Source organism: uncultured Tateyamaria sp., assembly GCF_947503465.1.
Lineage (GTDB): Bacteria > Pseudomonadota > Alphaproteobacteria > Rhodobacterales > Rhodobacteraceae > Tateyamaria.
On the sequence record NZ_CANNDN010000002.1, the window covers coordinates 529,262 to 552,624 of the forward strand.

General features: G+C 63.6%; 21 protein-coding genes and 1 tRNA gene. 6 read left to right on the forward strand and 16 right to left on the reverse strand.

From position 1 onward, the window contains the following. Nucleotides 1-339 precede the first annotated feature (339 nt). The 3 genes from Q0844_RS15205 to Q0844_RS15215 all read left to right on the forward strand — a co-directional run bounded on the left by Q0844_RS15205 (nucleotide 340) and on the right by Q0844_RS15215 (nucleotide 5,822). Nucleotides 340-4,287: a chemotaxis protein CheB gene (locus Q0844_RS15205; protein ID WP_299046457.1), complete on the forward strand. Its 3,948-nt coding sequence runs from the start codon at nucleotides 340-342 to the stop codon at nucleotides 4,285-4,287. Beyond that, nucleotides 4,284-4,652, forward strand: a complete 369-nt coding sequence (locus Q0844_RS15210; RefSeq protein WP_299046460.1) for a response regulator — start codon at nucleotides 4,284-4,286, stop codon at nucleotides 4,650-4,652. The genes Q0844_RS15205 and Q0844_RS15210 overlap by 4 nt, the downstream gene beginning before the upstream one ends. Nucleotides 4,653-4,937: 285 nt before the next feature. Further along, nucleotides 4,938-5,822, forward strand: a complete 885-nt coding sequence (locus Q0844_RS15215; RefSeq protein ID WP_299046462.1) for a DUF1206 domain-containing protein — start codon at nucleotides 4,938-4,940, stop codon at nucleotides 5,820-5,822. Between the two features lie 61 nt (nucleotides 5,823-5,883). Here the strand turns inward: Q0844_RS15215 and Q0844_RS15220 are convergent, their stop codons facing one another. The 9 genes from Q0844_RS15220 to Q0844_RS15260 all read right to left on the reverse strand — a co-directional run bounded on the left by Q0844_RS15220 (nucleotide 5,884) and on the right by Q0844_RS15260 (nucleotide 13,342). Next, nucleotides 5,884-6,468: an exopolysaccharide biosynthesis protein gene (locus Q0844_RS15220; RefSeq protein WP_299046465.1), complete on the reverse strand. Its 585-nt coding sequence runs from the start codon at nucleotides 6,466-6,468 to the stop codon at nucleotides 5,884-5,886. Nucleotides 6,469-6,556: 88 nt separating this feature from the next. After that, nucleotides 6,557-8,197, reverse strand: a complete 1,641-nt coding sequence (locus Q0844_RS15225) for a BCCT family transporter (protein ID WP_299046467.1) — start codon at nucleotides 8,195-8,197, stop codon at nucleotides 6,557-6,559. Nucleotides 8,198-8,385: 188 nt separating this feature from the next. After that, nucleotides 8,386-9,123 (reverse strand): universal stress protein, encoded by a 738-nt coding sequence (locus tag Q0844_RS15230; protein WP_299046470.1) that lies wholly within the window; start codon nucleotides 9,121-9,123, stop codon nucleotides 8,386-8,388. A gap of 923 nt (nucleotides 9,124-10,046) precedes the next feature. Beyond that, nucleotides 10,047-10,121: transfer RNA gene (locus Q0844_RS15235), tRNA-Phe, on the reverse strand. Between the two features lie 81 nt (nucleotides 10,122-10,202). Further along, a complete protein-coding gene (gene yacG, locus Q0844_RS15240; RefSeq protein ID WP_299046472.1) occupies nucleotides 10,203-10,373 on the reverse strand; it encodes a DNA gyrase inhibitor YacG in 171 nt (56 codons plus the stop codon). Beyond that, entirely contained in the window at nucleotides 10,370-11,392 is a 1,023-nt protein-coding gene (locus Q0844_RS15245) for a ribonuclease E/G (protein WP_299046475.1), read from the reverse strand. Before Q0844_RS15245 ends, yacG begins: the two co-directional genes overlap by 4 nt. Continuing rightward, nucleotides 11,389-11,955: a nucleoside triphosphate pyrophosphatase gene (locus tag Q0844_RS15250; RefSeq protein WP_299046478.1), complete on the reverse strand. Its 567-nt coding sequence runs from the start codon at nucleotides 11,953-11,955 to the stop codon at nucleotides 11,389-11,391. Before Q0844_RS15250 ends, Q0844_RS15245 begins: the two co-directional genes overlap by 4 nt. Nucleotides 11,956-12,151: 196 nt before the next feature. Continuing rightward, nucleotides 12,152-12,370, reverse strand: a complete 219-nt coding sequence (infA, locus tag Q0844_RS15255) for a translation initiation factor IF-1 (RefSeq protein WP_005978431.1) — start codon at nucleotides 12,368-12,370, stop codon at nucleotides 12,152-12,154. Nucleotides 12,371-12,451: 81 nt separating this feature from the next. Continuing rightward, nucleotides 12,452-13,342: a carbon-nitrogen hydrolase family protein gene (locus Q0844_RS15260; protein WP_299046479.1), complete on the reverse strand. Its 891-nt coding sequence runs from the start codon at nucleotides 13,340-13,342 to the stop codon at nucleotides 12,452-12,454. Between the two features lie 148 nt (nucleotides 13,343-13,490). Here Q0844_RS15260 and Q0844_RS15265 point away from each other — a divergent pair, with 148 nt between their 5' ends. Both Q0844_RS15265 and Q0844_RS15270 read left to right on the forward strand, forming a co-directional pair. Continuing rightward, nucleotides 13,491-14,453 carry a LysR family transcriptional regulator gene (locus Q0844_RS15265; RefSeq protein ID WP_299046481.1) on the forward strand — a complete coding sequence of 321 codons (963 nt, stop codon included), beginning with the start codon at nucleotides 13,491-13,493 and terminating at the stop codon, nucleotides 14,451-14,453. Nucleotides 14,454-14,470: 17 nt separating this feature from the next. Continuing rightward, nucleotides 14,471-15,169: an NAD-dependent deacylase gene (locus Q0844_RS15270; protein ID WP_299046484.1), complete on the forward strand. Its 699-nt coding sequence runs from the start codon at nucleotides 14,471-14,473 to the stop codon at nucleotides 15,167-15,169. A gap of 41 nt (nucleotides 15,170-15,210) precedes the next feature. On the opposite strand, the gene Q0844_RS15275 is transcribed toward Q0844_RS15270, so the two are convergent. From Q0844_RS15275 to meaB, 4 genes are all read right to left on the reverse strand, one after another. Continuing rightward, nucleotides 15,211-15,684: a copper chaperone PCu(A)C gene (locus Q0844_RS15275; protein ID WP_299046487.1), complete on the reverse strand. Its 474-nt coding sequence runs from the start codon at nucleotides 15,682-15,684 to the stop codon at nucleotides 15,211-15,213. A 42-nt stretch (nucleotides 15,685-15,726) separates the two neighbouring features. After that, on the reverse strand, nucleotides 15,727-16,068 hold the full coding sequence (locus tag Q0844_RS15280; protein ID WP_299046490.1) for a hypothetical protein: 342 nt from the start codon (nucleotides 16,066-16,068) through the stop codon (nucleotides 15,727-15,729). A gap of 135 nt (nucleotides 16,069-16,203) precedes the next feature. After that, nucleotides 16,204-16,494 carry a 50S ribosomal protein L28 gene (rpmB, locus tag Q0844_RS15285; RefSeq protein WP_039684004.1) on the reverse strand — a complete coding sequence of 97 codons (291 nt, stop codon included), beginning with the start codon at nucleotides 16,492-16,494 and terminating at the stop codon, nucleotides 16,204-16,206. A 103-nt stretch (nucleotides 16,495-16,597) separates the two neighbouring features. Continuing rightward, nucleotides 16,598-17,611 (reverse strand): methylmalonyl Co-A mutase-associated GTPase MeaB, encoded by a 1,014-nt coding sequence (meaB, locus tag Q0844_RS15290; RefSeq protein ID WP_299046500.1) that lies wholly within the window; start codon nucleotides 17,609-17,611, stop codon nucleotides 16,598-16,600. Between the two features lie 75 nt (nucleotides 17,612-17,686). On the opposite strand from meaB, the gene hrpB reads away from it, so the two are divergent. Beyond that, entirely contained in the window at nucleotides 17,687-20,086 is a 2,400-nt protein-coding gene (gene hrpB / locus Q0844_RS15295) for an ATP-dependent helicase HrpB (RefSeq protein ID WP_299046502.1), read from the forward strand. Here hrpB and Q0844_RS15300 read toward each other — a convergent pair. From Q0844_RS15300 to Q0844_RS15310, 3 genes are all read right to left on the reverse strand, one after another. Continuing rightward, nucleotides 20,083-21,078, reverse strand: coding sequence for a 2-dehydropantoate 2-reductase (locus Q0844_RS15300; RefSeq protein ID WP_299046504.1), 996 nt, complete (start codon nucleotides 21,076-21,078; stop codon nucleotides 20,083-20,085). The two genes, hrpB and Q0844_RS15300, sit on opposite strands and share 4 nt — an antisense overlap. A gap of 4 nt (nucleotides 21,079-21,082) precedes the next feature. Continuing rightward, nucleotides 21,083-21,988 carry an ornithine carbamoyltransferase gene (gene argF, locus Q0844_RS15305; RefSeq protein WP_299046506.1) on the reverse strand — a complete coding sequence of 302 codons (906 nt, stop codon included), beginning with the start codon at nucleotides 21,986-21,988 and terminating at the stop codon, nucleotides 21,083-21,085. Nucleotides 21,989-22,051: 63 nt separating this feature from the next. Beyond that, nucleotides 22,052-23,224 (reverse strand): aspartate aminotransferase family protein, encoded by a 1,173-nt coding sequence (locus Q0844_RS15310; protein ID WP_299046509.1) that lies wholly within the window; start codon nucleotides 23,222-23,224, stop codon nucleotides 22,052-22,054. Nucleotides 23,225-23,363: the final 139 nt, after the last annotated feature.

Sequence of the window (23,363 nt, forward strand, 5' to 3'; positions counted from 1 at the left end):
GGTGGCCGCATGACGGCTGGCCCGTTGGTCTTTGCCACGATGTCCTGCGGTGCCGGTTTCGCCCGGCATCGCGGGATGTGCCGGGCGTGCGCCGCTGTTGTGCCCGTTCGGACCTGATCCCAAGGCGCAGCCCGGTGTCACTTGGGCCAGCGCACGGGTTCGCGAACACGGCAGGGGGGACATCGCAGGACAGGCGGATCCGTGGTCTTTTGCACCAAAGCAACGGAACAGTGGCAAAGTGCGGCGATAAGTATATGTCTGGGCTTACATCACTGCACTGTTTTTCGGGATTCTTCCGCAAAGTTGCAGCCTTAGCCCGGTGACTGAAATGCAGTCCGCATGACACAGACTGACCCCACCCGGGCCGAAACGCCCATCATCGGCATCGGTGCATCCGCAGGCGGGTTGGACGCCCTGAAAAGTGTCGTTGCGCACATTCCTGCAAATCTTGGCGCGTGTTTTGTCATCGTGCAGCATCTGTCGCCGGATCAGGATTCCATTCTGGACCAGTTGCTGCAACCGGTCGCGCCCGTGCCTGTCACCCAGATCGAGGATGGGGAAATCCCGCGTCCCGACCATGTCTACATGGTGCCGCCGGGGGTTACGCTGCACTTGACCGACGGGCGTTTCAAGTTGACGAAACGATCGCAGGATCGCGGTGTTTTCCGGCCGATCGACATGTTCTTTCGGTCGCTGGCCGAGGCGCAGGGACGGGACGCGTATTGCGTCGTGCTGTCGGGCACCGGCACGGACGGGTCCGACGGGGTGCGCGCGGTCAAGTCGGCGGGCGGGTTCGCGCTGGTGCAGGAAAGCACCGGCGCGCGGTTTCCGGGCATGCCGGACAGTGCCGTGGCAACCGGACTGGTGGATTTCGTGCTGCCCGCGCGCCAGATACCCGTGCGTCTGCACGAGATCATCATGCACCGCCGCCAGTTGATGGACGACACCGCGCAGGCCGACCTGCGCAGCTCTGTCGAGGCGCACCTGCCCCAGATCACCGCGCACCTGGCGGATGTGGCGGGCAATGACTTTTCCCGGTACAAGCCCGGCACGCTGGTGCGACGTATCGAACGGCGCATGGCACTTTTGCGGGTTCAGTCGGTCGCGCAATTCATTGAGGTGCTGACCCAGGACGACATGCAGGCCGAATTGCTGGCGCAGGACTTCCTGATCGGCGTGACGAAGTTCTTTCGTGATCCGGAGACCTGGGCCGCGCTGCGCACGCAGGTCGTGCGCCCGTTGCTGGCACGTGACCAGACCCACATCCGCGTCTGGGTTCCGGGCTGTTCCACGGGCGAAGAGGCCTATACCGTCGCGATGCTGTTCCTTGAAGAGATGGAGGCGCAGGGCGCGCAACATGCGCTGCAGGTGTTCGGCACCGATATCGACACCGCAGCGCTGTTCAACGCGCGCCATGGCCTGTTTGCCCCCGCCTCGATGTCGGCATTGAGCGACGCGCAGCGCGCGCGCTTCTTCTCGATCGAGAACGGGCAATACAGGGCCGTGCCGTTCCTGCGCGACTGCTGCGTGTTTGCCCCCCACAACCTGATACAGGATCCACCGTTTTCCCGGCTGGACCTGATTTCATGTCGTAATCTGATGATCTACCTGTCGGCCGAATTGCAGGCACGCGTTGTGCCGCGCTTGCATTTTGCACTGCGCGAGGGCGGGCATCTGCTGCTCGGGCCTTCGGAAGGTGTCGGTGATGAGGACAACCTGTTCCTTGAGGTCGACCGCACCCACAGGATCTTTGCAAAGAACGACGAGGCGGTCACCAGGTACTCTGCGCTGAGTGATCCCAAGCCGCGGGCACGTACCGCACACCCGCGCCCCACACCGGGCGAAATTGCGGCCCTGCCGGGTGCGGTGACCGACGCGGCGCGCCAGACCATCGCCGAGCGTGAATACCTCAGCCGGTTCGCAGCCCCCTATGCCCTGGTGACGGGCAGTGGTGACATCGTCTTTCTGTCCGAAGGCATGACCGCGTTCGTCGCACCGAAATCCGGTGTGCCGTCCAGCAATATCGACGCCTATCTGCGTCCCGAATTGCGCCTGCCCGTCCGCAACGCGTTGAAACAGGCCCGCGCACGCGGCGGCATCATCGAGGTACAGGACGTGATGCTGGACGACGGTGGGTCCGCGTCGTTTGTCGATGTTCACCTGGGGGCGACCCAACAGGACGACACGCTGTTTCTGATCCGGCTGAACCGTGTGCGCAGCCTTGCTCAGGAGGCGGTCAGCGACGCCGTCGCCCGGCGCGAGACCCGGGATCAGGACATGCTGGAGGCCGAGAATTTCAGCTTGCGCCGCCAATTGTCGGCCATCTTGCAGGAACACGAGGCATCAAGCCAGGAGCTGAAGAACACCAACGAGGAACTGCTGTCGATGAACGAAGAGCTGCAAAGCTCGAACGAGGAACTTGAGACCTCGCGCGAGGAATTGCAGTCGATCAACGAAGAACTGGAAACCGTCAACGCCGAGTTGCAGGAAAACAACCGCTTGCTGACGCGCGTCAACAGCGACCTGAAGAACCTGTTCGAAAGCACGGATGTCGCCGTTCTGTTTCTGGATCGCAATTTCTGTGTGCGGAATTTCACCCCCACGACCACGCGGCTGTTCGGCATCCGCAGGCGCGATATCGGGCGGCCGATTTCGGACCTGTCGTCGAGGATGGATTATCCCGGACTGGCAGAGGACGCCGCAAAGGTCGACGACACCCTGCAGCCGCTTGAGCGCGAGATCGGCATCGATGCCTCGGGCGAGACGTACCTGCTGCGCATCAGGCCGTATCGGACGACCGAAAACCTGATCGACGGCTATGTGCTGTCCTTTTTCGACATCACGTCGCGCAAGCAGTACGAAGATACGTTGCAGCGCAACCAACAGGAATTCGCGCGGCAATATGCCGAGTTGGAGAACCTGTATGACACGACCCCCGTGGGTCTGGCACTGGTGGACACGGACTTTCGCTGGATGCGCATCAACGAGAGCCTTGCCGCCATCAACGGATATCCGGTGGACGCGCATATCGGAAAGTCGCAACGCGAATTGCTGCCGGAAATCGCAGACAAGATCGAGGCCGCCTTTCAACGGGTCATCGACACCCGCGAACCGGTGCTTGGCGAGGAGGTGACGGGCGAGACGCAAGCCGAACCCGGCGTCACCCGGCACTGGATTGCGGATTACTATCCTGTCTCGGCGGACGAGACGGTGTTCGCGATCGGCGCATGCGTGCGCGAGGTGACGGATCAGAAACGGCTCCAGGCGGAATTGGAGGAAAGCCGGGCGCGGCTGCAACGGCTGTTCGATGCCTCGCCCGTGTTTGTGGCGATCACCGAGGGGCCGAACCACGTCTATACCTATTCCAACCCGCCGCATGACGCGATCTGCGGTCATCGGGAGTTGATCGGAAAATCCATATTGGACGCCATTCCCGAATTGAAGGGCCAAGGCGTAATAGAGCGGTTCGATCAGGTGTATGATACCGGCGAAACGCTGAGGATCCCGGAATTCAAGGCCGTCTTCGACCGCGACGGGGACGGGGATTTCGAAGAGGGTTGGTTCGTGCAGACGCTGGAGCCGATCCGCGACGGCAATGGGGATGTGTCTGGCGTTGCCTCGTTTACCTTTGAGATCAGCGACGCGATCGAGGCGCGCGACGCCGCCGAAGCCTCGGACGCGCAAAAGACCCTGCTGCTGGGAGAGTTGGAACATCGGGTCAAGAACACCCTGGCCACGATCAACGCGATTTCCAAGCTGCTGCTGAAGGGCACGGACACCGCCGCCGATTACCAAAAGCGGCTGTCCCAACGGCTGCAGGCCATCGGGCGGACACACAACCTGCTGACAGGCGTCGGCTGGACCGGCGCATCGCTGGATCAGCTGGTGACAGCAGAACTGGCGCCCTATGCGTCCGACGGCCCGGTACCGGTGTTCGAACGGCAGGGCCCCGATGTCGCGCTGGACAGTTCCGAAGCGCTGTCCTTGGGCATGGCGTTGCACGAATTGACGACAAATGCCGCGAAATACGGCGCGCTTTCGGTACCGGATGGCAAGGTTGTCATTGCGTCGCGCGTCGATGCGCAGGAGGATGGGCACGAGACCGTCACCCTGACTTGGCACGAACGGAATGGTCCGAAAATCAAGAAGGCGCCGGACCGCAGCGGGTTCGGCTCTCTCATTCTTGAGAAAGTGCTGGCCCGCGATCTGTCCGCGGACGTGAAGAACGACTTTGCGCCGGATGGCCTGATCTTTGAAGTAAGTTTTGTTCGGGAGATGCCCGCATGAACCCAAGAAGCGTTCTGATCCTCGAAGACGAGGCGATCATCGCGATGGACATGGAGATGATGCTGGAGGACAACGGGTTCTTCGTTCTGGGCCCGTGCAATTCGGTCGAGGCGGCACGCGCGGCGGTGGCGTCGCGGCGCCCGGACGTCGCCATACTGGACGTCAACCTGGGCCGTGGCAAAACCAGCTTTGACTTTGCCGAAGAAATCCACGCCCTGGGCGTGCCCTTTGTCTTTCTGTCGGGGTATTCGGAAAGCAGCTTCGAAGCCCCCGAGACGCTGAAGACCGCGTTGCGGCTGGCGAAGCCGGTGCTGGAATCCGACCTGTTGTCCGCGGTGAACCAATTGGCCTTCAGACCTGGGTAAAGCGTGCATCCGGGACAGGGCGCGCTGACCGACGTGGATACGGCTGCGTACCCGCACGCGACCGTGGTGGACGACGCTGCCTTGCAACCGCGCCCTGCCCCAACAGCCATGGCACCAACGACGCGTGTGGATTTGACGATGGCGCAGCCCCGCCTGCGGATATCAGCGTCGCTGCGGACAGCGATGCGTGTCATGGCGCGCTGCGGAACGATTTCGCCTGCTCAGCTGTTGGGTCATCGACGCGTCTGCCAATGTCGAGCGACGCAAGCATGTTGGAGCGGCCCCATGGATATCACCCAAGCATTGGCACTGGACGGGACGTCTGATCGGGCAAAGCGCCTTCGGGAGGTCAATCCCGATGAGTACCGATGGGCCGTCCCGTTCATGCGGGCGGGCTATGCCGGGCGCGCGCTGGTCTACCTTGTCGTGTCCGGATTTTCGCTTTGGTCGATCGCCCAGGGCGGTCAGGCCGAAGGCACAAAAGGCGTGATGGAGCAATTGACCGGAAGCGGCTGGCCCGTGCTGGTGCTGATCGCGCTTGGCATGGCGGCCTATGCGCTCTGGCGGCTGATCGACAGCATCGCCGACCTGGAAGCCTATGGTACGGATGCGAAAGGATTGATCGCCCGCACGGGCATGATCGTGACCGGCCTTGTCCACCTTGGCATCGGGTTTCTGGCGCTGTCCGCCCTGATCGGGTCGTCATCCGGTGGCAGTGACGGGCTGGTCGCGTCGCTGATGCAGATGCCCGGCGGGCGCTGGATTGTCGGGATTGCGGGTGCGCTGACCGCCTGCGCGTCGATCTATTACTTCCGCAAGGGATTGAAGGAAGATTATCGCAGCAATCTGAAGGCCAACGCGTTTACGGCGCGCGCCAACATCGTCCTGAAATGCGGCGTGCTGGCGCAGGGGGCCGTGGTCGGGATCATCGGCGGTCTGATCGTCTATGCCGCGCTGCAGGCGGATTCGTCGCAGGCCGGTGGCATGGGCCAGGCGTTCGAGTGGCTTCGAGGTCAGGCGTTCGGGCGCGTCCTTGTCGCTGTCTTGTGTGTTGGCCTTGTCGGCTTTGCGTTTTTCTGCGCCGTGAATGCGGTCTATCGCATTGTGCCCAAGGCCTATGACGGTGCTGGCGAAACCCTGGCCGCCAAGTTCAAATCAGCCATCAACTGACCGGACCGCAGCGGTCGCATCCGCGCGCTCAGTCGATGTCGCGGGCCGCCACATGTCGCGGTCACGCTGACGTCATGCGCACCACGATGAAGCCCAGACCGGCATAGGGCAAGAGCGCGAGGATGAAGAACAGGCCATCTGCGGTCAGCATCGCAACCACCAGAAAACACACGGCAATCGCGGCCGCCGATGCGGAGAAGGGAATGATCTCCAGAAATGGCATTGCCAGACCGGTTGCAAGGCAAAGCGCCTGCGGGATCCACACCAGGGGGCGGTGGAACAGCACGGACAATCGGCGTCTTGTCCGGCGTTCGACCCAGTGAATGACGGGTTCTATGCGCGACAGTGCATTCGCCAGCTTGTCGGCGTCGATTGATCTGGATCGCATTTTTCGGGGCAGGCGCACCTTTCGAAACCCCAGCAGCAGTTCGAATGACAGGATCGCGATCATGATGCCACAGAACGCCGACAGGCCCGGAATGCCGGACAGGGGCGTCGCGGCGACAGTCGCCGGGACCAGTATGATGGGCAAGAGCCCGCGTTCCTTCAGCGCATCGATGATCTCGCCCACCGACACCTGCGCGCCGGAGGCGGCGGCACGGACATCGTCGAGGGATTGTGTCAGGGGTCCGGAGGGTTCAGACATGGGCGGGCGACCAATCTTGAGGCAGGGGATCGTTTTACGGGCTTTGTCGTTGGCCCCCGGCCCGATGACCGGGCCGGAGGCGAAATGATCACATCTTGGCGCGTTCGCTGGCGAGGCCACGCCAGATGCACCAGCACATCAGCAACAGCACAACGGTGAACAGAAGCCCCGTTGAAATCACCATCGACTGAAGCGCGGCAAGACCGCCGCCGACAAGAAGGGCGATGGCCACGGCACCTTCGAAGATGCACCAGAACACACGTTGGGGGAGCGGGGCGTCGATCTTGCCGCCCGCCGTGATCGTGTCGATCACGAGCGAGCCGGAATCGGACGACGTGACAAAGAACACGATCACCAGAACGATCCCGATAAAGGACGTGATCCCGGCCAGCGGCATCGGTTCGAGCATCTTGAACAGCTGCAGCGGAAGCTCTGCCTGCTGGGCGGCGGTATAGCCATCGGCCAGGACCTGGTTGATGGCCGTGCCGCCAAAGATCGCCATCCACGCAACGCAGACGAAGGATGGGATGATCAGCACGCAGGTGACGAATTCACGCACAGTGCGGCCCCGGCTGACCCGCGCGATGAACATGCCGACAAAGGGTGACCAGCTGATCCACCACGCCCAGTAGAACGCGGTCCAGCCCTGGCTGAAGTTCACATCCGCGCGCCCAAACGGATTGGCGAGCGCGGGAAGGTAGGTGACATAGGCCACGAGGCTGTCCCAGAAGAAGGTCAGCAGGAACGCGGTCGGCCCGACGATGAGGACAAAGAGCGCCAGTATCGCCGCAAGCCCCATGTTGAGTTCGGAGAGCACCTTTACCCCTCCATCCAGCCCGCGCAGGACCGAGATGAGCGCCACCGCCGTGATCAGGGTGATCAGGACAATCTCGGACGTCGTGCCCATGGGAAGGCCGAAGAGCGCGTTGAGACCGGCCGTGGCCTGTGTGGCCCCGAAGCCCAGAGATGTCGCAAGACCGAAAAGGGTCGCGAACACGGCGATGATATCGATGATGTGCCCGGGCCAGCCCCAGACACGTTCGCCCAGTATGGGATAGAATGCGGACCGGATCGTCAGCGGCAGGCCCTTGTTGTAGGTAAAGAGCGCGAGGGCCAGGGCGACGGTTGCGTAGATGGCCCAGGGGTGCAGACCCCAGTGAAAGATCGTCGCGGCCATGCCAAGTCGAATGGACCCGGCCTCGTCCGCGGTGGCGGCGCCAAGCGGCGCCCAGTCCGTGCGCAGGTCATTTTCAAGTGCGGTCCCGCCGAAGGCCGTTGAAAAATGCGTCAGCGGCTCGGATACGCCGTAGAACATCAGCCCGATGCCCATGCCGGCGGCAAACAGCATCGCGAACCAGGCCGGATAGCTGTAATCCGCCGTAGCCTCTGATCCACCCAGGCGGACAGAGCCGAACGGCGTCACGATCAGCAAGAGCGCAAAGATCACGACCAGATCCGCCGCGCCAATCAGGAACCAATCGAAATTCTTGGTCGTAAAATCGAACATCGCGGCAAAGATCGGACCCGCCTGTGTCGGAAAGGCCAGCGTGAAGAACACAAACGCCACGACAGCCAGCCCCGAGATCACGAAGACCGGGTTGTGGATGTCGACGCCAAACTGACCGACGCTTTTCTGGATATTGTCCTGACCAAGCTCGTAATTGGTTTCGATCACATCGCTTTCGCCCTCTGGTTCGGGTATGCCCGTTCCGGCGGTTACATCTGACATTTCAATGTCCCTTTCTGTACGGCAAACGACGGCTCTCCCAAGCTGTCCGGCTTGGGAGAGCGCAGTCTGCGACTGACGGCGGCGGCGCGGTCCGCACGCCGGATTTTCTTGATTTCAGACCCTCGGGTAACAGAGGCATTCACAAGATGCGACCGGGTTTCCAATTTCTTGTTCAAAGCGGTTCACAATTACGTCGGTTCCGGCACCACGAGGACCGGGCATGGCGCAATTCTGGTGACGTGCCGGTCCAGCGTTGGGTTGAACAAACCCTCGAGCCAAGACCGGTTGGGAGACCCGACAACGATCAGATCGGCGTTGCAGGTTTCGGCATAGGCAACGATCTCGCCTTCGATCGGACCGGTTCTGACCTCTATTTCCACGGCGTCTCCTGCGCCGCAGGTATCGCGCAGGTCCGCAAGCAGTTTCTTCCGATCTTCCAGGATCGCTGAAGTGTCGACGCGCACGCCCTGAACCGTTCCGGCCATCGGCATGGCCGCCATCGACCCCACCGTGTCAGCCTCGGACGGGACGATGTTCAAAAGCGATACGTCACCATCGGACAGGTCCGCCATGTCCAACGCATGATCCAGCACGACACGGTTGAGGTCCTGCCGTGCCGTGGTCACGACAATGATCCGCTTGAATTGGCTGGACCGGTTCTGGACAGCGTCCGCGGCAGGCGCGGCGGTGTCCTTTGTGTCGCCCAGCTGCGCCAGGGCGCGACGCAGATCTTCGGCCTTGTAGGTGGGTTCCGGGCTTTCCATTCCTTCTGCGGTGGCGTCGACCAACTGCTCGGCATCGACCACCATCGATTGAAGGACTTTCTGCTTTTCATCCCATGTCAGCTTCTCGTCTGTCAGGACTTGATCCGGTGCATCGAAAAAATACACAGGGTTTGCAATACGTTGTTGTGCGTAACGGGTCATGGCGTGTTCGTGGTCTCCTGTGTCATGTTCGGTTTCTGGTGCGTTCGGGCCAAGGATCGTGGTTGGCGCGTGTCAGGCCCGTGGCGGCGCCAAGGGCCATCCCAGGGATATTCCGGTCATCAGCTCGCCCCACCACGATGATGCCGCGTGGGATCGGCAGACACTGCTTTGCTTCGCCGGCACGCTTTCCCTGCATGCGCATGCCAAAACGATGCCGAAACGCCGCTGTCGTGAACCCAAGATCCACGTGAGGCACCAATTCGACGGAGCGGACAGTGCGACCGACATTGGTAGACGGTCACGTATCAACTCTGGGTTTCCAACTTGCACGTCGGCGATAAGTTCCACATGAGCCGGAAGTATCATCGGCGTCAGACCCTTACGTGACGCAGACGGAGCCTCGTCTTCGGGCACGTCGCGCGCGGTCCGACAGCGCGCCCTGTTTGACGCATCACGCTTTTTGCGTTGGGCTGCGGATTTCGTCCGTTCAGAGCGCCGCATGGCGCGCATTTCGCGGGCTGACGTTTACGTGCCCATCCCGCTGAAATTGGGCCAATACACTGGTTGACCGGGGGCATCACCATGGCTGCGTACGTCACGTGGAGGCGGCAGGGAAGCCCGCTTGGAAAAATGGAACGATCCAACCAGGGCAAGGCCGACGTGGCCGCGAAGGGGTCGGCCCGTCTCAGACACCCCCCAAACGGTCGGGAGGTGTGGTTGACCTTTCAGATGCAATTGAATGCAGGCACCTTGCGACACTTGTTGCCTGCCCGGAAATGCAGGCTGAGCGCTTCAACATGTCTGCCGACACCTTCCGTCCCCCCAACAAAGCGCCGCAAGGCCCGATGGTGGGCTGAACGGCGACATTGAAGGGGTTTTTCTTCCGCCCAGACAGAGTGAAGATCGTCTTGGTATGGAAACGATGGTGCCCGGGGGCGGAATCGAACCACCGACACGAGGATTTTCAATCCACTGCTCTACCCCTGAGCTACCCGGGCACGGGAGAAGCCTGCGGCTTCGGGTGCGGGCGTGATAAGCGTATCACCAGGCACTGTCCATAGGAAAATCACCGCTGACGCCTAATGTGGCGCAGAGCCTGCATCGTCGGGCAAATCGGGGTCTTCCTCGCGCTGGGACGGCACCGCGTATCCGCCATTCATCCAACGTGCCAGGTCCACATCCGCACATCGGCGAGAGCAGAAAGGGCGATATTCCCGCACTGTCTTCTTCGCGCAGATCGGACAGGTCACACCAGCACCTCTGTCAACGGCAGACGCGCGCGTTTGCGCTGCAATTCATAATGTCCCAGCGGCGTCCAACCGGCCATCACCGTATCAATTTCGTCCTTGCGCAGGGCAGCTTTCAGCGCGGCCTCGAACGTCTTGCGTTCTTTCTTGGGCATGGGAGCCAGATCAATGGTGACCTGCCCGCCAAGGCCACGCACCCGCAGGGCGGCGGGCAAGCGTCGGGCACAGGCAAGATTGGCCCTGAGCCCCGCAGCAAACGATCCGTCGGCGCCGGTGTTCACATCCACGGCAACCAGCGCGCGGGTCGCCTCCACATACATGCCTGCGCCGCCGTCCAACGCCACAAAGGGGCCTTTGGACCGGTCAATCGCGTCAAGGACACCGTGCGTTTCGAAACACCCCGCATCTGTCACGACCTCTGCGGGATCGATCCAGTCGCGCCACGCCAGCACGTGCGGGCCATCCCCTTCGGCCAGAACTTCGGGGCCCGTGCCCTGGTCTGCCGTTACCGCTTCGGCCAATGCATGCATGGCGTCGATGTCGGCCGCGACCTCGGACGGGTCGGCGGTTGCGGCGGCTGATCGGATAATCAGGCCCATGGGACTGTCGCCCATACCCTCATGCGCGAGGGCCAGCAGTGCGTCCCTTGCATCCTCATCGCGGATGCTGCGTGACAGGTTCAGACCCGGCGCATCCGGCGTCACGATTGCGTAGCGGCTTTTGAACAGCACCTTGTGGCTGACGGGGATCGCCTTGCCCGGTTCGGCATATCCGGTGACCTGGACCTGCACCGTCTCGCCCGGGCCGATCCCCTTGACGCCGCGCAAGTATGCGGCGCCGTCCGGCGTTTTCAGAAACACGCCCCCCTGCCCCTTGACGGGCCGATCCGTGACCGCCCGGTAGATCGTTCCGGGGCGTGGCGTATCCGCGTCGATCAGCAGATCATCCAGTTGGCCATCAACCATCAGGGCCGCCGCTTCGCGCCCATCGAGGTGATCCAGCAGAATTTGCCGTCCCTTCATGTCCAGACCTCCATTCCAGCCGCCTGCAACAGACCCGCCGTCTCGGCCAGTGGCAAACCGACGATCCCGGTAAAAGACCCGGAAATCCAAGGGATAAGAGCACTGGCCGGTCCCTGAATAGCGTAGCCACCCGCCTTGCCCTGCCAGTCATCCGTGGCCAGATAGCCCGTCAATTCAGGGTCTGACAGCGGTTTCATCCGGACCGTGCTGACGACATCACGTTCCCAGATCCGGTTGCCTTTGCGCACGGCAACGGCGGTGATCACCCGGTGGCGTCGACCTGACATCAGACGCAGGAACGCCCGGGCCTCGTCCTTGTTTGCGGGCTTGCCCAGGATGCGGCGGCCCAGCGCGACGGTCGTGTCCGCGCACAGCACGATATCCGTCGCCGCGGCCTTGACCGCCGCCACTTTCTCGCGGGCCATGCGGGCGCAATAGGGGCGCGGCAACTCGCCCTTGAGCGGTGTTTCGTCGATGTCGGGGGGGCGCACGGTGTCGGGAACAATACCCAGTTGCCCAAGCAGTTCCAGCCGTCGCGGGCTTCCCGATCCGAGGATGAACATCGATGATCCCAACCCGTGTGTGACCCATGCGTGCGCTGCTTGGCGTGCCTTGCAACAGCAGGGGTGATGCCAGCCCGCGCGGCCCTTGTAAATAAGGTTAATCAGCCGAAACAGGGCCTGCACAGCCCGTACACAAGCTGTGCACAGGTCGTGCACCGCGCATGCACCGAACCCAACCGTTAACGGTGCGTACGGTTTACTTGAACCGGTAGTTGATCCGACCCTTGGTCAGATCATAGGGGGTCATTTCGACCTGCACCTTGTCGCCTGCCAGAACCCGGATACGGTTCTTGCGCATTTTCCCTGCCGTGTGTGCGATGATCTCATGGCCATTCTCAAGCTCGACCCGAAACGTCGCATTGGGCAGGAGTTCCTTCACGACACCGGGAAATTCGAGCGTATCTTCCTTGGCCATGGTCTCTCCTTCGTTACACGGCCCGCCAAGTTGCGGACGCGCCACTAAATGCGCCCCCGCGCCCCATAATTCAAGGGGTAATCAGGCCAGTGTCTCGACTGTGACAGGATCGGCACGACCCGTTTGCGCATCCCAGTCCCTGCGGTTGAGCACGGCACCGTCGGCGCGGACGGCAGCCACCGCCGCAAGATCGACATCGCCGTAGACCCAGCCGGGCGCGTTCAGGGTGCCCAGGGCGATGACACCGTCGTCGGGAAACCCCTTGTCCGGCGGGCCGAAAATGCCCCCGGCGCCAACCGATACATCCACCGCTTCGGACCACGCCGCCGCCCCCACGACCGAGGACATGACGGTCACACACTGATTTTCCAATGCACGGGCCTGCGCGCCGATCCGCACGCGGGAATACCCTGTCAGCGCCTCGGTCACGGACGGCACCAGCAGGATGTCCGCGTCCGCCAGCGCCCGGCCCAGGAGCGGGAATTCGCTGTCGTAGCAGATCAAGACGCCGATTCTGCCCAGGGCGGTGTCAAACAGACGCAACGGACCGCCCGGCACCACATTCCATGTCTCGGCCTCGAAACGGGTCATGACCTGCTTGTCCTGCACGCCCATGCGCCCCGACGGCGCAAAGAGGCGCGCACGGTTGACGGGACGCGTCACCCCATCGGGCAGATGCGTCGTTGCGGGACCCGACGCGGCAAGTATGTGGACGCCATGTTGCGCGGCAAGATGGGCATGCATGGCGTCCGCCTCTGCCAGACGGTCGGCCACTGCGAACAGGGACGCTTCCAGGTCGGCCGCGACATCCAACCCGGCAAGCGTTGCCAATTCCATCGCGCCGTATTCGGGGAAAACCAGAAGGTCCGCACCTGCCGTCGCCGCCTCATCCACCCAAGCGCTTAGCTTGTCCTCGTACGCGGCCCAATCGGGCAGGACGTCCAACGGATATGCAGCGGTCGCGATCCTCATGCCCATGTTGTGCACCACCCGCGCCAAATGGTGCAAGGCTTGGCGTATCTTTCAACTTTCTGAAATATGGCCTGCGCGAAAGCGGATTTTTCTTGACCTTGGCCCCAACGCGACATTCAAAGATTGCGAAACTGGACAGGGGCAACACATGCTGAGCAAGGGCGTCACATTGCGCGGGCTTGAGGTTTTCGAAGCCCTGGCCGCGACCGGATCGGTTGCGCAGGCCGCCGTGGTGACCGGGCTGAGCCAACCTGCGGTCAGCCAGCAGTTGCGCAACCTGGAGACAGCGCTGTCGACCGACCTGGTCGATCACGGGAGGCGGCCCATGCGGCTGACGCCCGCGGGCACCAGTTTCCTGGCGCGGGCAGAGGCGGCGCTGTCGCAGCTTCGGCTGGCGCAATCCGAATTGACGGTCATGGACCTGGCGCATCTGTCGTCCCTGTCCATTGGCGTGATCGACGATTTCGAGAACGACCTGACCCCCCGATTGGTCACGATCCTGGCAGACAGCCTGACCCGCTGCAAATTCACGCTCGCCACCGCGCCCAGCCATGAAATCCTGCAGGCGATATCCGACAAAAGCCTGCATATCGCCATCTCGGCCAGTGACGGGACGATGCGCGACGGCGTGCTGGAGTATCCGCTGGCGCGCGATCCGTTCATCCTGGTGGCCCCGCGCGGCATTGTGCGCGATGGCAATCCGATGTCGATCCTGCCCGATCTGCCCTTTTTGCGCTATGAACGCGAACAGCTGATTTCGCGTCAGATCGAAGCGCATCTTGCACGCCAGAAGCTGGATTTTTCCGACCGTTTCGAAATTGGCAGTCACCTGGCGCTGATGGCGATGGTTGCGCGCCGCATCGGGTGGTCCGTGACCACGCCGCTGGGGTATATGCGCGCCGGCCGCTTTCATGATCAGGTGGACGCCTTTCCCCTGCCCTTCAAACCGTTTTCGCGGACCATATCGCTTTATGCCAGTGCGGATTGGGCGGGCGACGTGCCCACGGATGTCGCGAACACGATGCGCCGCCTGATCAAGACGCACATGATTGATCCGGCCCTGACCCAGCTGCCCTGGCTGGCCGGCGATCTGCGTCTGCTGGACGCCTGAACACAAGGAGCGCTGCCATGTCTGCGCCGTCGATCGTCATCCTGACCGGGGCCGGTATATCGGCCGAAAGTGGCCTGGGCACCTTCCGCGATGAAGGCGGGCTGTGGGCACAGCACCGGATCGAGGATGTCGCGACGCCCGAAGCGTTCGCGCGCAATCCGCAGCTGGTTGTGGATTTTTACAATGCCCGCCGCACCCAGGCCCATGCAGCGACCCCGAATGCCGCACATGTCGCGATTGCCCGATTGCAGGCGAACCATGCGGGGCCCGTCACGCTGGTGACGCAGAATGTCGACGACCTGCACGAAAAAGGCGGCAGTCAGGACGTCATTCACATGCATGGCGCGTTGACGTCGGCGCTGTGTGCAACGTGCGACAACAGGTGGCCTGCGCCGCTGACCATGGCGGTTGGTGCGGCGTGTCCGCGGTGCAATGCGCCCGCCGCGCGCCCGGATATCGTCTGGTTTGGCGAAATCCCATACCACATGGAGCGGATTGAACGGGCGCTGAGCGCGGCGGACATCTTTGTTGCCATCGGAACGTCAGGCAATGTCTATCCTGCGGCCGGTTTCGTGCAGATGGCCCGGCATGTCGGGGCCCGGACCATAGAGATGAACCTTGATCCGGGCGAGAACGCGGGTCTGTTTGACGAGACCCGACCCGGCAAGGCCTCTGACACGGTCCCCGTCTGGGTGGAGACGGTGTTGGCCGGGTAAGGCCGGACCCGCGTCCGCCTTGCGATCAGGCGCTGCGGTGGTCAGTGGCCGTGCCCGCCATGTGCGCCCGCTTCGGGTTTGCGGTCGTTGTCGACCGGGATGGTCACCACGACCTCTCCTGCCTGTTCAAAGACGAGGGTGACGTCGATGGTGGCGTCCTGTTCCAGCGGGCCGGTCAGCCCCATGAGCATGACGTGATCACCGCCCCGCTTCATGTGGTGCATGCTGCCCGCCGGAAGCGCGATCCCGCCCTCGATCTCGGTCATTTGCAGAACGCCGTCGCTCACCTCGATATGCGTGTGGAGTTCCACGCGGACGGCGGCCTCCGTGCGCGCGGCAATCAGCGTGTCATCCTGCCCGCTGTCGTTGTGCAGGGTCATGAAGGCCGCACCGGATTTGGCGGCGGGGCTGGCGGCCCGGGCGTAGGGGTCCACGACCATGATACCGTCGGCAAGAACGGGACAGGCCAGCAACGTGGCGGCGATGGCCGCGGCGATAGGGGTGCGAAGGGACATGTCGTCCTCCTGAATTGAAGTGGTCCAAGGATATGTCGGGGATCACATCAAGACGGGTGGCGCGCGTGCGAGGGCCTGCTTTACCGCGGCACGGGCATGTCGCACGGCAGGCTGCCACGGGTGCAGGGTCACGACGGTGAATGCGGGGCCCGCATGGGTGGCTGGCGGGACCGCGGCGGCGAAGATGTGCAACGCGCAATCGGGGCACAGGTGCGGGGCCTTGGTCGGTTGGCCGTCACGGTCCACGTAGACGGTCATCACGGTCGCGCCGGTACAGATGACCATCTGGTCGACAGCGGTGGCCGACCCACGCGCCATTGCGGCACTGTGGCTTGTCACCACGAGCGCGAGGCTCAGAACAAGGGCGGCCAGACTGCGGAACATGCCGGATGCCTAGCCCGAAATGCCGCGCGCCTCAACTGCGGCAGATGCGCCGGATCCGCACAAGGCCACGGCGCAGAAACGGGAAAACCCCGCCTGCATCGCAAGCGGGGCCTTGTTTTGGCGCGGTGCAAGGGTTCAGGCGGTTGCGGCCTGGGCCTTTGCGATCTCTTTCTTGACCTTCAGCGCGCGGTCCGACAGTTCGACGTCCTTGGCCTTGGCAAGGAAGGCGTCCAGACCACCGCGGTGATCGACCGACCGCAATGCCGCCGCCGAGATGCGCAGCTTGACGCCACGGCCCAGTGTTTCGGACTGCAGTGTCACATCATTCAGGTTCGGCAGGAAACGCCGACGTGTCTTGTTGTTGGCGTGGCTGACATTGTTGCCAGTCATCGGGCCCTTACCGGTCAGTTCGCATACGCGCGACATGGGTTTATCCTCTTCTCCGCTTTGCCGTTCGGTCCCGAAACGGTTCCTCAAACGACAAGGCGCCGCGCAACACGGCGGCACCATAGAAATTCGTTTGGTGGCTTTAGGGGGAATCGGGGACCGGGTCAACCCAAGGCGCGCCGAAATCAGCCCCCAGAACATCGAGCATGCGTGCGGCCGCGATCGACGGGTCCAGCGCCCCCTCGGCCACCTGTGCGCCAAGGGTCTTCATCGCCTGTTTCGCAGCGCCGGTTTCCAACCTGGACAGCAGGGCCGCCCGGACATCCTGTTCGAACCAGTATTGCGCCTGGGCCGCGCGCGTTCCGTCAAAGAACCCCGCCTCGCGACGCCAATCGACAAGCGCCTGCATGTCGGCCCACCCGGCCTCCAACCCCTGTTCCGTCAACGCAGACACCATCATCGCCTTGGGAAAACCGTCCGGATCCTGCGGCCGTTTGCGCAAGAGCCGCAGGGCACCGGCGTAGTCCGCACAGGTCCGCGTCGCGGCGGGCTTGAGGTCTCCGTCCGCCTTGTTGATCAGGATCATGTCGGCCATCTCCATGATGCCGCGCTTGACCCCCTGCAATTCGTCCCCTCCGGCGGGTGCCAGCAACAGCAGGAACAGATCGGCCATCTGCGCCACAGCCGTCTCGGATTGCCCCACGCCCACGGTCTCGATCAGCACCACGTCAAACCCGGCACCTTCGCACAGGGCCACCGCCTCGCGCGTGCGGCGCGCGACCCCGCCCAGATGCGTCTGGCTGGGCGATGGGCGAATGAATGCGTTGGCCTCGCGGCTGAGCCGGTCCATCCGCGTCTTGTCGCCAAGGATCGAGCCCCCCGATCGGGCCGATGACGGATCAACCGCCAGAACGGCCACCCGCATCCCCGCCTTCAGAAGGTGCATGCCAAAGGCTTCGATAAATGTGGACTTGCCCACGCCCGGCGTGCCGGACAGGCCGATGCGCAACGCCTGCCGGTCCCGTGGCAGGGCCGCCAACACCTCGGTCGCCTGCACCCGGTGATCCGCCCGCCCGCTTTCGACAAGTGTGATCCCCCGCGCCAAGGCGCGCCGTTCACCCGCGGCAATCCGCGCTGCAAGGTCCTGCGTATCCATGCCAGCGTTTCTGCGGGGCCGCCCCCGGAATGTCCAGTGTTGGCGAAGCGCGCCCATTCCGCCATAAGGCCGCCCATGCGCCTGCCCATTGACGACATCCTGCCCGACCTCATGGACGCGTTGCGCGAACAGGGACGGGCTGTCCTGCAAGCGCCCCCCGGCGCGGGCAAGACGACACGTGTCCCCCTTGCCATGCTGGACGCGGGCCTGACGCAGGGCCGCATCCTGATGCTTGAACCCCGCCGCCTTGCGGCCCGGGCCGCTGCTGACCGCATGGCCCAGACCCTGGGGGAAAGGACGGGCCAAACCGTGGGCTACCGCATCCGTGGCGACAGCACGGTCAGCAAGGCCACACGCATCGAGGTCGTGACCGAAGGCATCCTGACCCGCATGTTGCAAGACGCGCCTGACCTGCCGGGCATCGGTGCGGTGATCTTTGACGAGTTCCACGAACGCTCTCTGAACGCAGACCTCGGTCTTGCCCTGTGCCTTGAAGTGGCAGAGGCGCTGCGCGATGACCTGTTCCTGCTGGCGATGTCGGCCACACTGGACGCCGCACCCGTGGCCGAGGTGATGAACGCCCCCATCCTGACCTCCGCAGGCAAAAGTTTCTCCGTCGCCCCCCATTGGCTCGAAACCCCCGTGCCCAAGGCAACGCGGTTTGAGACCGCAATGGCCGACCTGATCCGCACCGCATACGCCGCGAACGAAGGCGGTCTGCTCGCCTTCCTGCCCGGCGAAGGTGAAATCAGGCGCACGGCGGGGCTGCTCTCTGACCTGCCGAATGTGCAACCCCTGTTCGGGGCCATGGACTTCAAGGCGCAACGCGCCGCCGTGTCGCCCTCCAAGGAACGCAAGATCGTGCTGGCAACCTCCATCGCCGAAACCTCCCTCACCATCCCTGACATCAAAATCGTGGTGGACGGGGGTCGGGCACGGCGCGCGCAGTTTGATCCGTCATCAGGCATGTCACGCCTGATCACCGAAAGGGTCACACGCGCCGAGGCCACCCAGCGCGCAGGCCGTGCCGGCCGCGTGGCGCCCGGCACCGCCTACAAGTTGTGGACCCGGGGCGAAGAGGGCGCACTGGCCGCCTTCCCCCCGCCTGAAATCAGTGCCGGAGACCTTGCCAGCTTTGCCCTTGAGCTTGCCATCTGGGGGGCCAGCGAGACCGGGTTGCGGTTTGTCACGCCGCCGCATGCGGGCCGTCTGGCCGAGGCGCGCGCCGTGTTGCAGATGCTGGGCGCGCTCGACCACAGGCACCGGATCACGGACCACGGACGCCTGTTGGCGCGGCAACCCTTGCACCCGCGGCTGGCCCATATGCTGGTCTCTGCCGGGGCGCAGGCGGCCCCGCTGGCCGCGCTGTTGTCGGATCGTGACCCGCTGCGCAACCGGGGTACGGACCTGGCCTTGCGCATGCGTGCGTTGCACCGGCCCGGTGATTTCGGCGAAAGCGTCCATCGCGGTGCCATTGCCCGCATCAAGGACGAAGGCAGGCGGTTGGCGCGCGGTCAAGGTGATGGCCCCGCACTTGGCCTGGCGGCCATGGCCGCACTGGCCTATCCCGACCGTGTCGGCCTGCGGCGCACGGGCAAGGTGCCGCGCTATGTCCTGTCGGGTGGCAAGGGCGCGGTCCTGCCCGAGGGCGACGCGCTGGCGGGCACGTCCTTGATCGTCGCGACCGACCTTGATGGCGACCCACGAGAGGCCAGGGTCCGGCAGGCAGCGGCATTGGCCCTGTCAGACCTGGAAGCGCTGTTCGAGGACCAGATCGCCTGGTCTGATACCTGTGTCTGGTCGAGGCGCGAGCGTGCGGTCCTGGCGCGCACGCAAAGGCGCTTTGGTGCCCTGGTGCTGGAGGATCGACCCTGGCACGATGCGCCGCCGGGCGCCATCGCCGCGGCGATGCTGGACGGGGTGCGCCACCTGGGACTGGCCCCGTCGAAAGGGGCGCGGCGTCTGATGGCGCGCGCGGCCCTGATGGGACCGGATTTTCCCAGGCTGGACGACGCGACCTTGATGGAGACGCTGGACGACTGGCTGTTGCCCCATCTGGGCACGGTCCGGACGGCAGCGGAGTGGAAGGCGTTCGACATTCTGCCGGCCCTTGAAGCGCATCTGGGCTGGGATGCCATGCGGCGGCTGAACCAGGCCGTGCCTGCCCATTTCGAGACACCTCTGGGGCGTCGTGTTCCGATCGACTATGACGGGGAGGTTCCGGGCATTGCCGTTCGCCTGCAGGAGATGTTCGGTGTCACGACGCACCCCCGCGTCGGTGCGCAGGCGTTGCAGATCACCCTGTTGTCCCCGGCCCAACGCCCGGTGCAGGTGACGGCGGACTTGCCGGGGTTCTGGGCGACGTCCTATGCCGATGTGCGCAAGGACATGCGCGGACAATATCCCAAGCATCCATGGCCCGAAGACCCGACCGAGGCCGACCCGACATTGCGGGCCAAGCCGCGGCGCGGTTAGGTGCCGCGCGCGCCTCGGATCTCGCGTGGCGTCAGGCCGGGTGGTCCATTGCCTGCATCTTCGGCCGCGCGGATCAGCGCGCGCATTCGGGTGTTCAGGGGCGCATGCCTGCCATGGCGCGCGGCCAGGGCGATGATGGCACCTTGCAGGGCGTCAATCTCGGTCCGTCTGCCGTGTTTGAGGTCGTCCCACATCGATGAACGGGCCTGTGCGTCAACGGTCAGCATCTGGGCCGCGATCCTGCGAAAGACGGGTGTGGGCAGCCGCAGGACATGGGGGACAAGCCACGGGGGAACGGCCGTTGTCCTGGCCGGAATGATCCCAGCCGCCGCGAGGATGCGCAACCCTTCCGCCATTTGATCCGCCATCAGGCGGCGCCATGCGCGGTCGTGCAACTGGGTCAGCAACGGCAGGTCGGACAGGGCATTGATGGCATTGCCCAGGTTGATCAGCAGCTTGCCCCACTGAACGGCCCTGATGTTGTCGACCTGCCGCCAGGTCAGGGTGGGTGTGCCGAGGTCCGGCATGGGCCCCGCTTCGACAAGAATGTCGCCGGATGTGGCCTTGTGATACCGGGCCGCCCCCTGGGACGCGACGTTGAACGGCACCATCGCCGCACGCACATCGGCACCGGGCAGGTGCGTGCGCAGCATGTCCGCATTTTCGACGCCGTTTTGCAGGCTGATGACCTGCGCGGAAGGTGCATGCGCCGCAATCTCGCGTGCCATGCCTGCGGTGTCGCCGGATTTGACGCAGACAAGAACCACGTCGGCATCTTTCAAGGCCAATCGCGCCTCGGTTTCCATGACCGGTGCGGTGACATGCAGGTCGTTGCCGTCATAGTCGGTCAAACGAAGCCCCGCCGCAGCGCAGGCGGACGCAACCCGGTCCCGCGCCAGAAACCGCACGTCCTGCCCGGCTGCTGCCAACACGCCGCCCACATAACAGCCAATGCTGCCTGCACCCGCGACGGTTATGCGCGGCCCGGTCACTGCCCTAGACGCCCAGGCACCAGCGCATGATCGCCTTTTGCGCGTGCAGGCGGTTCTCTGCCTCGTCAAAGATCACCGAATGCGGGCCATCCATGACCTCTGACGTGGCCTCGTCATCGCGGTGGGCCGGAAGACAGTGCATGAACAGGCTGTCATCCTTGGCTTTGGACATCAGGTCCGCGTTCACCTGATAACCGCGCAGTTGATTGTGGCGGCGTTCGCGCGCCGATTGCGGGTCATGCATGCTGACCCAGGTGTCGGTCACAACCAGATCGGCCCCTTCGACCGCTTTGTGCGGGTCCCGTTCGGTGGTGTAGAGACCGTCAAGCGCGCGTTCCGGGTCCAGCGGTTCCGGCCCGGTAAAGACCAGATCAAAGTCGAACTGCCTGGCTGCGTGGGCGAAACTGGCAAACACGTTGTTGCCATCGCCTGACCAGACGACCTTCTTGCCCTTGATGGGGCCGCGATGTTCCTCGAACGTCATGATATCGGCCATGATCTGGCAGGGATGGGTCCGGTTGGTCAGACCGTTCACGACCGGGACCGACGCATATTCGGCCATTTCAAGCAATGTCGCCTCTTCGAAGGTTCGGATCATGATCAGGTCCACATATCGGCTGAGCACGCGCGCTGTATCCGCGATGGTTTCGCCGTGCCCAAGCTGCATGTCGTTGCCTGACAGCAGCATGGTCTGCCCCCCCATCTGGCGCACGCCGACATCAAAGGAGACGCGTGTCCGGGTCGACGGTTTTTCAAAAATCAGCGCCACCATGTGCCCCGCCAGCGGCATGTCGTCGTCGGGTGTGCCCTTTGGGCGGCCCGCACGGGCCGTCTTCATGGCCTGCGCAGAGTCGATGATCTGGCGCAGCGCAGCCCGATCGGTTGTGTGGATATCAAGGAAATGGGTCATCTTCGGTCTCGTGAAAGGCAAGTGCCGGGGGCGCGCCCCGGCCTTCTGTGGAACAGAGAAGGATCAGGCCGCAACCGCGGTTGCGGCCGCATCCAGCCGTGTGACGGCTTCGGCAATCTCTTCATCCGTGATGGTGAGCGGTGGCAAGAGCCGGATCGTATTGTCCGCCGCGGGCACGACAATGACGTTGTGGTCATATCCGGCCGACACAACATCGCCGCACGGCACCTTGCACCGGATCCCGATCATCAGGCCAGAGCCACGCACCAGGTCAAAGACATCCGGATGTGCAGCCACCAACCCTTCGAGCTTTTGACGCAAGAGCCCCGCCTTGCGGTTCACGTCATCGAGGAAGGCGGGATCGCTGACGATGTCCAGGACCGCGCACCCGACCGCGCACCCCAGGGGGTTGCCGCCATAGGTTGACCCGTGCGTGCCCGCGGTCATGCCGCTGGCCGCATCTTCGGTTGCCAGGACGGCGCCCAGCGGGAAGCCACCGCCGATGCCCTTGGCCACCATCATGATGTCCGGTTCGATCCCCGCCCATTCATAGGCAAAGAGCTTGCCGGTCCGGCCGACGCCGCACTGCACCTCGTCCAGGATCAGCAGGATGCCCTTTTCATCGCACAGATCGCGCAATCCCTTCAGGCATTGATCCGGGACCGGGATGATCCCGCCCTCGCCTTGCACCGGTTCGATGAGGATGGCGGCGGTCGTGTCGGTGAGCGCAGGTGCGATGGCATCGTGGTCGCCGAATTCCAGATGGATAAAGCCAGGCAACAGGGGGCCGAAGCCTTTTGTCATCTTTTCCGACCCGGCAGCCGCGATGCCTGCCGATGACCTTCCGTGGAAGCTGCCCGAGAAAGTGATGATATCGACTTTTTCCGGGTGCCCTTTCTCGAACCAGTGCTTGCGCGCCATTTTGACGGCCAATTCGCACGCTTCGGTGCCCGAATTGGTGAAAAAGACCGTATCGGCAAAGGTGGCATCGACCAGCTGGTCCGCCAGGGCCTGTTGCTGCGGGATGTGATACAGGTTCGACGTGTGCCAGAGGCTGCTTGCCTGATCCGTCAGCGCCTGTGTCAGTGCGGGATGGGCGTGGCCCAGTGCGTTCACCGCGATCCCCGCGCCCAGATCCAGAAAACGTCGCCCATCCGCCTCGATCAGCCAAGTGCCTTCGCCTTTGACAAAGGTCAAGGGGGCACGGTTGTAGGTCGGCAGAACGGACGTGATCATGTGGATCATCCTTTTGTCAGAGCCCTGTGCGTCAAGGCATGTTGGTGCATGACGCACAGAGCAGGGTCAACAGATTTGAGAAGGGGTGTGCCATCCGGGCACAAAAAGATCAGGCGCAGGACTTAGCTGCGTCGCGAGA

Excerpts from the sequence above, each read along its gene's own strand:
- Q0844_RS15205 (WP_299046457.1), top strand. The coding sequence starts at position 340 with ATGACACAGACTGACCCCACCCGGGCCGAAACGCCCATCATCGGCATC.
- Q0844_RS15210 (WP_299046460.1), top strand. The coding sequence starts at position 4,284 with ATGAACCCAAGAAGCGTTCTGATCCTCGAAGACGAGGCGATCATCGCG.
- Q0844_RS15215 (WP_299046462.1), top strand. The coding sequence starts at position 4,938 with ATGGATATCACCCAAGCATTGGCACTGGACGGGACGTCTGATCGGGCA.
- Q0844_RS15220 (WP_299046465.1), bottom strand. The coding sequence starts at position 6,468 with ATGTCTGAACCCTCCGGACCCCTGACACAATCCCTCGACGATGTCCGT.
- Q0844_RS15225 (WP_299046467.1), bottom strand. The coding sequence starts at position 8,197 with ATGTCAGATGTAACCGCCGGAACGGGCATACCCGAACCAGAGGGCGAA.
- Q0844_RS15230 (WP_299046470.1), bottom strand. The coding sequence starts at position 9,123 with ATGACCCGTTACGCACAACAACGTATTGCAAACCCTGTGTATTTTTTC.
- Q0844_RS15245 (WP_299046475.1), bottom strand. The coding sequence starts at position 11,392 with ATGAAGGGACGGCAAATTCTGCTGGATCACCTCGATGGGCGCGAAGCG.
- Q0844_RS15250 (WP_299046478.1), bottom strand. The coding sequence starts at position 11,955 with ATGTTCATCCTCGGATCGGGAAGCCCGCGACGGCTGGAACTGCTTGGG.
- infA (WP_005978431.1), bottom strand. The coding sequence starts at position 12,370 with ATGGCCAAGGAAGATACGCTCGAATTTCCCGGTGTCGTGAAGGAACTC.
- Q0844_RS15260 (WP_299046479.1), bottom strand. The coding sequence starts at position 13,342 with ATGAGGATCGCGACCGCTGCATATCCGTTGGACGTCCTGCCCGATTGG.
- Q0844_RS15265 (WP_299046481.1), top strand. The coding sequence starts at position 13,491 with ATGCTGAGCAAGGGCGTCACATTGCGCGGGCTTGAGGTTTTCGAAGCC.
- Q0844_RS15270 (WP_299046484.1), top strand. The coding sequence starts at position 14,471 with ATGTCTGCGCCGTCGATCGTCATCCTGACCGGGGCCGGTATATCGGCC.
- Q0844_RS15275 (WP_299046487.1), bottom strand. The coding sequence starts at position 15,684 with ATGTCCCTTCGCACCCCTATCGCCGCGGCCATCGCCGCCACGTTGCTG.
- Q0844_RS15280 (WP_299046490.1), bottom strand. The coding sequence starts at position 16,068 with ATGTTCCGCAGTCTGGCCGCCCTTGTTCTGAGCCTCGCGCTCGTGGTG.
- rpmB (WP_039684004.1), bottom strand. The coding sequence starts at position 16,494 with ATGTCGCGCGTATGCGAACTGACCGGTAAGGGCCCGATGACTGGCAAC.
- meaB (WP_299046500.1), bottom strand. The coding sequence starts at position 17,611 with ATGGATACGCAGGACCTTGCAGCGCGGATTGCCGCGGGTGAACGGCGC.
- hrpB (WP_299046502.1), top strand. The coding sequence starts at position 17,687 with ATGCGCCTGCCCATTGACGACATCCTGCCCGACCTCATGGACGCGTTG.
- argF (WP_299046506.1), bottom strand. The coding sequence starts at position 21,988 with ATGACCCATTTCCTTGATATCCACACAACCGATCGGGCTGCGCTGCGC.
- Q0844_RS15310 (WP_299046509.1), bottom strand. The coding sequence starts at position 23,224 with ATGATCACGTCCGTTCTGCCGACCTACAACCGTGCCCCCTTGACCTTT.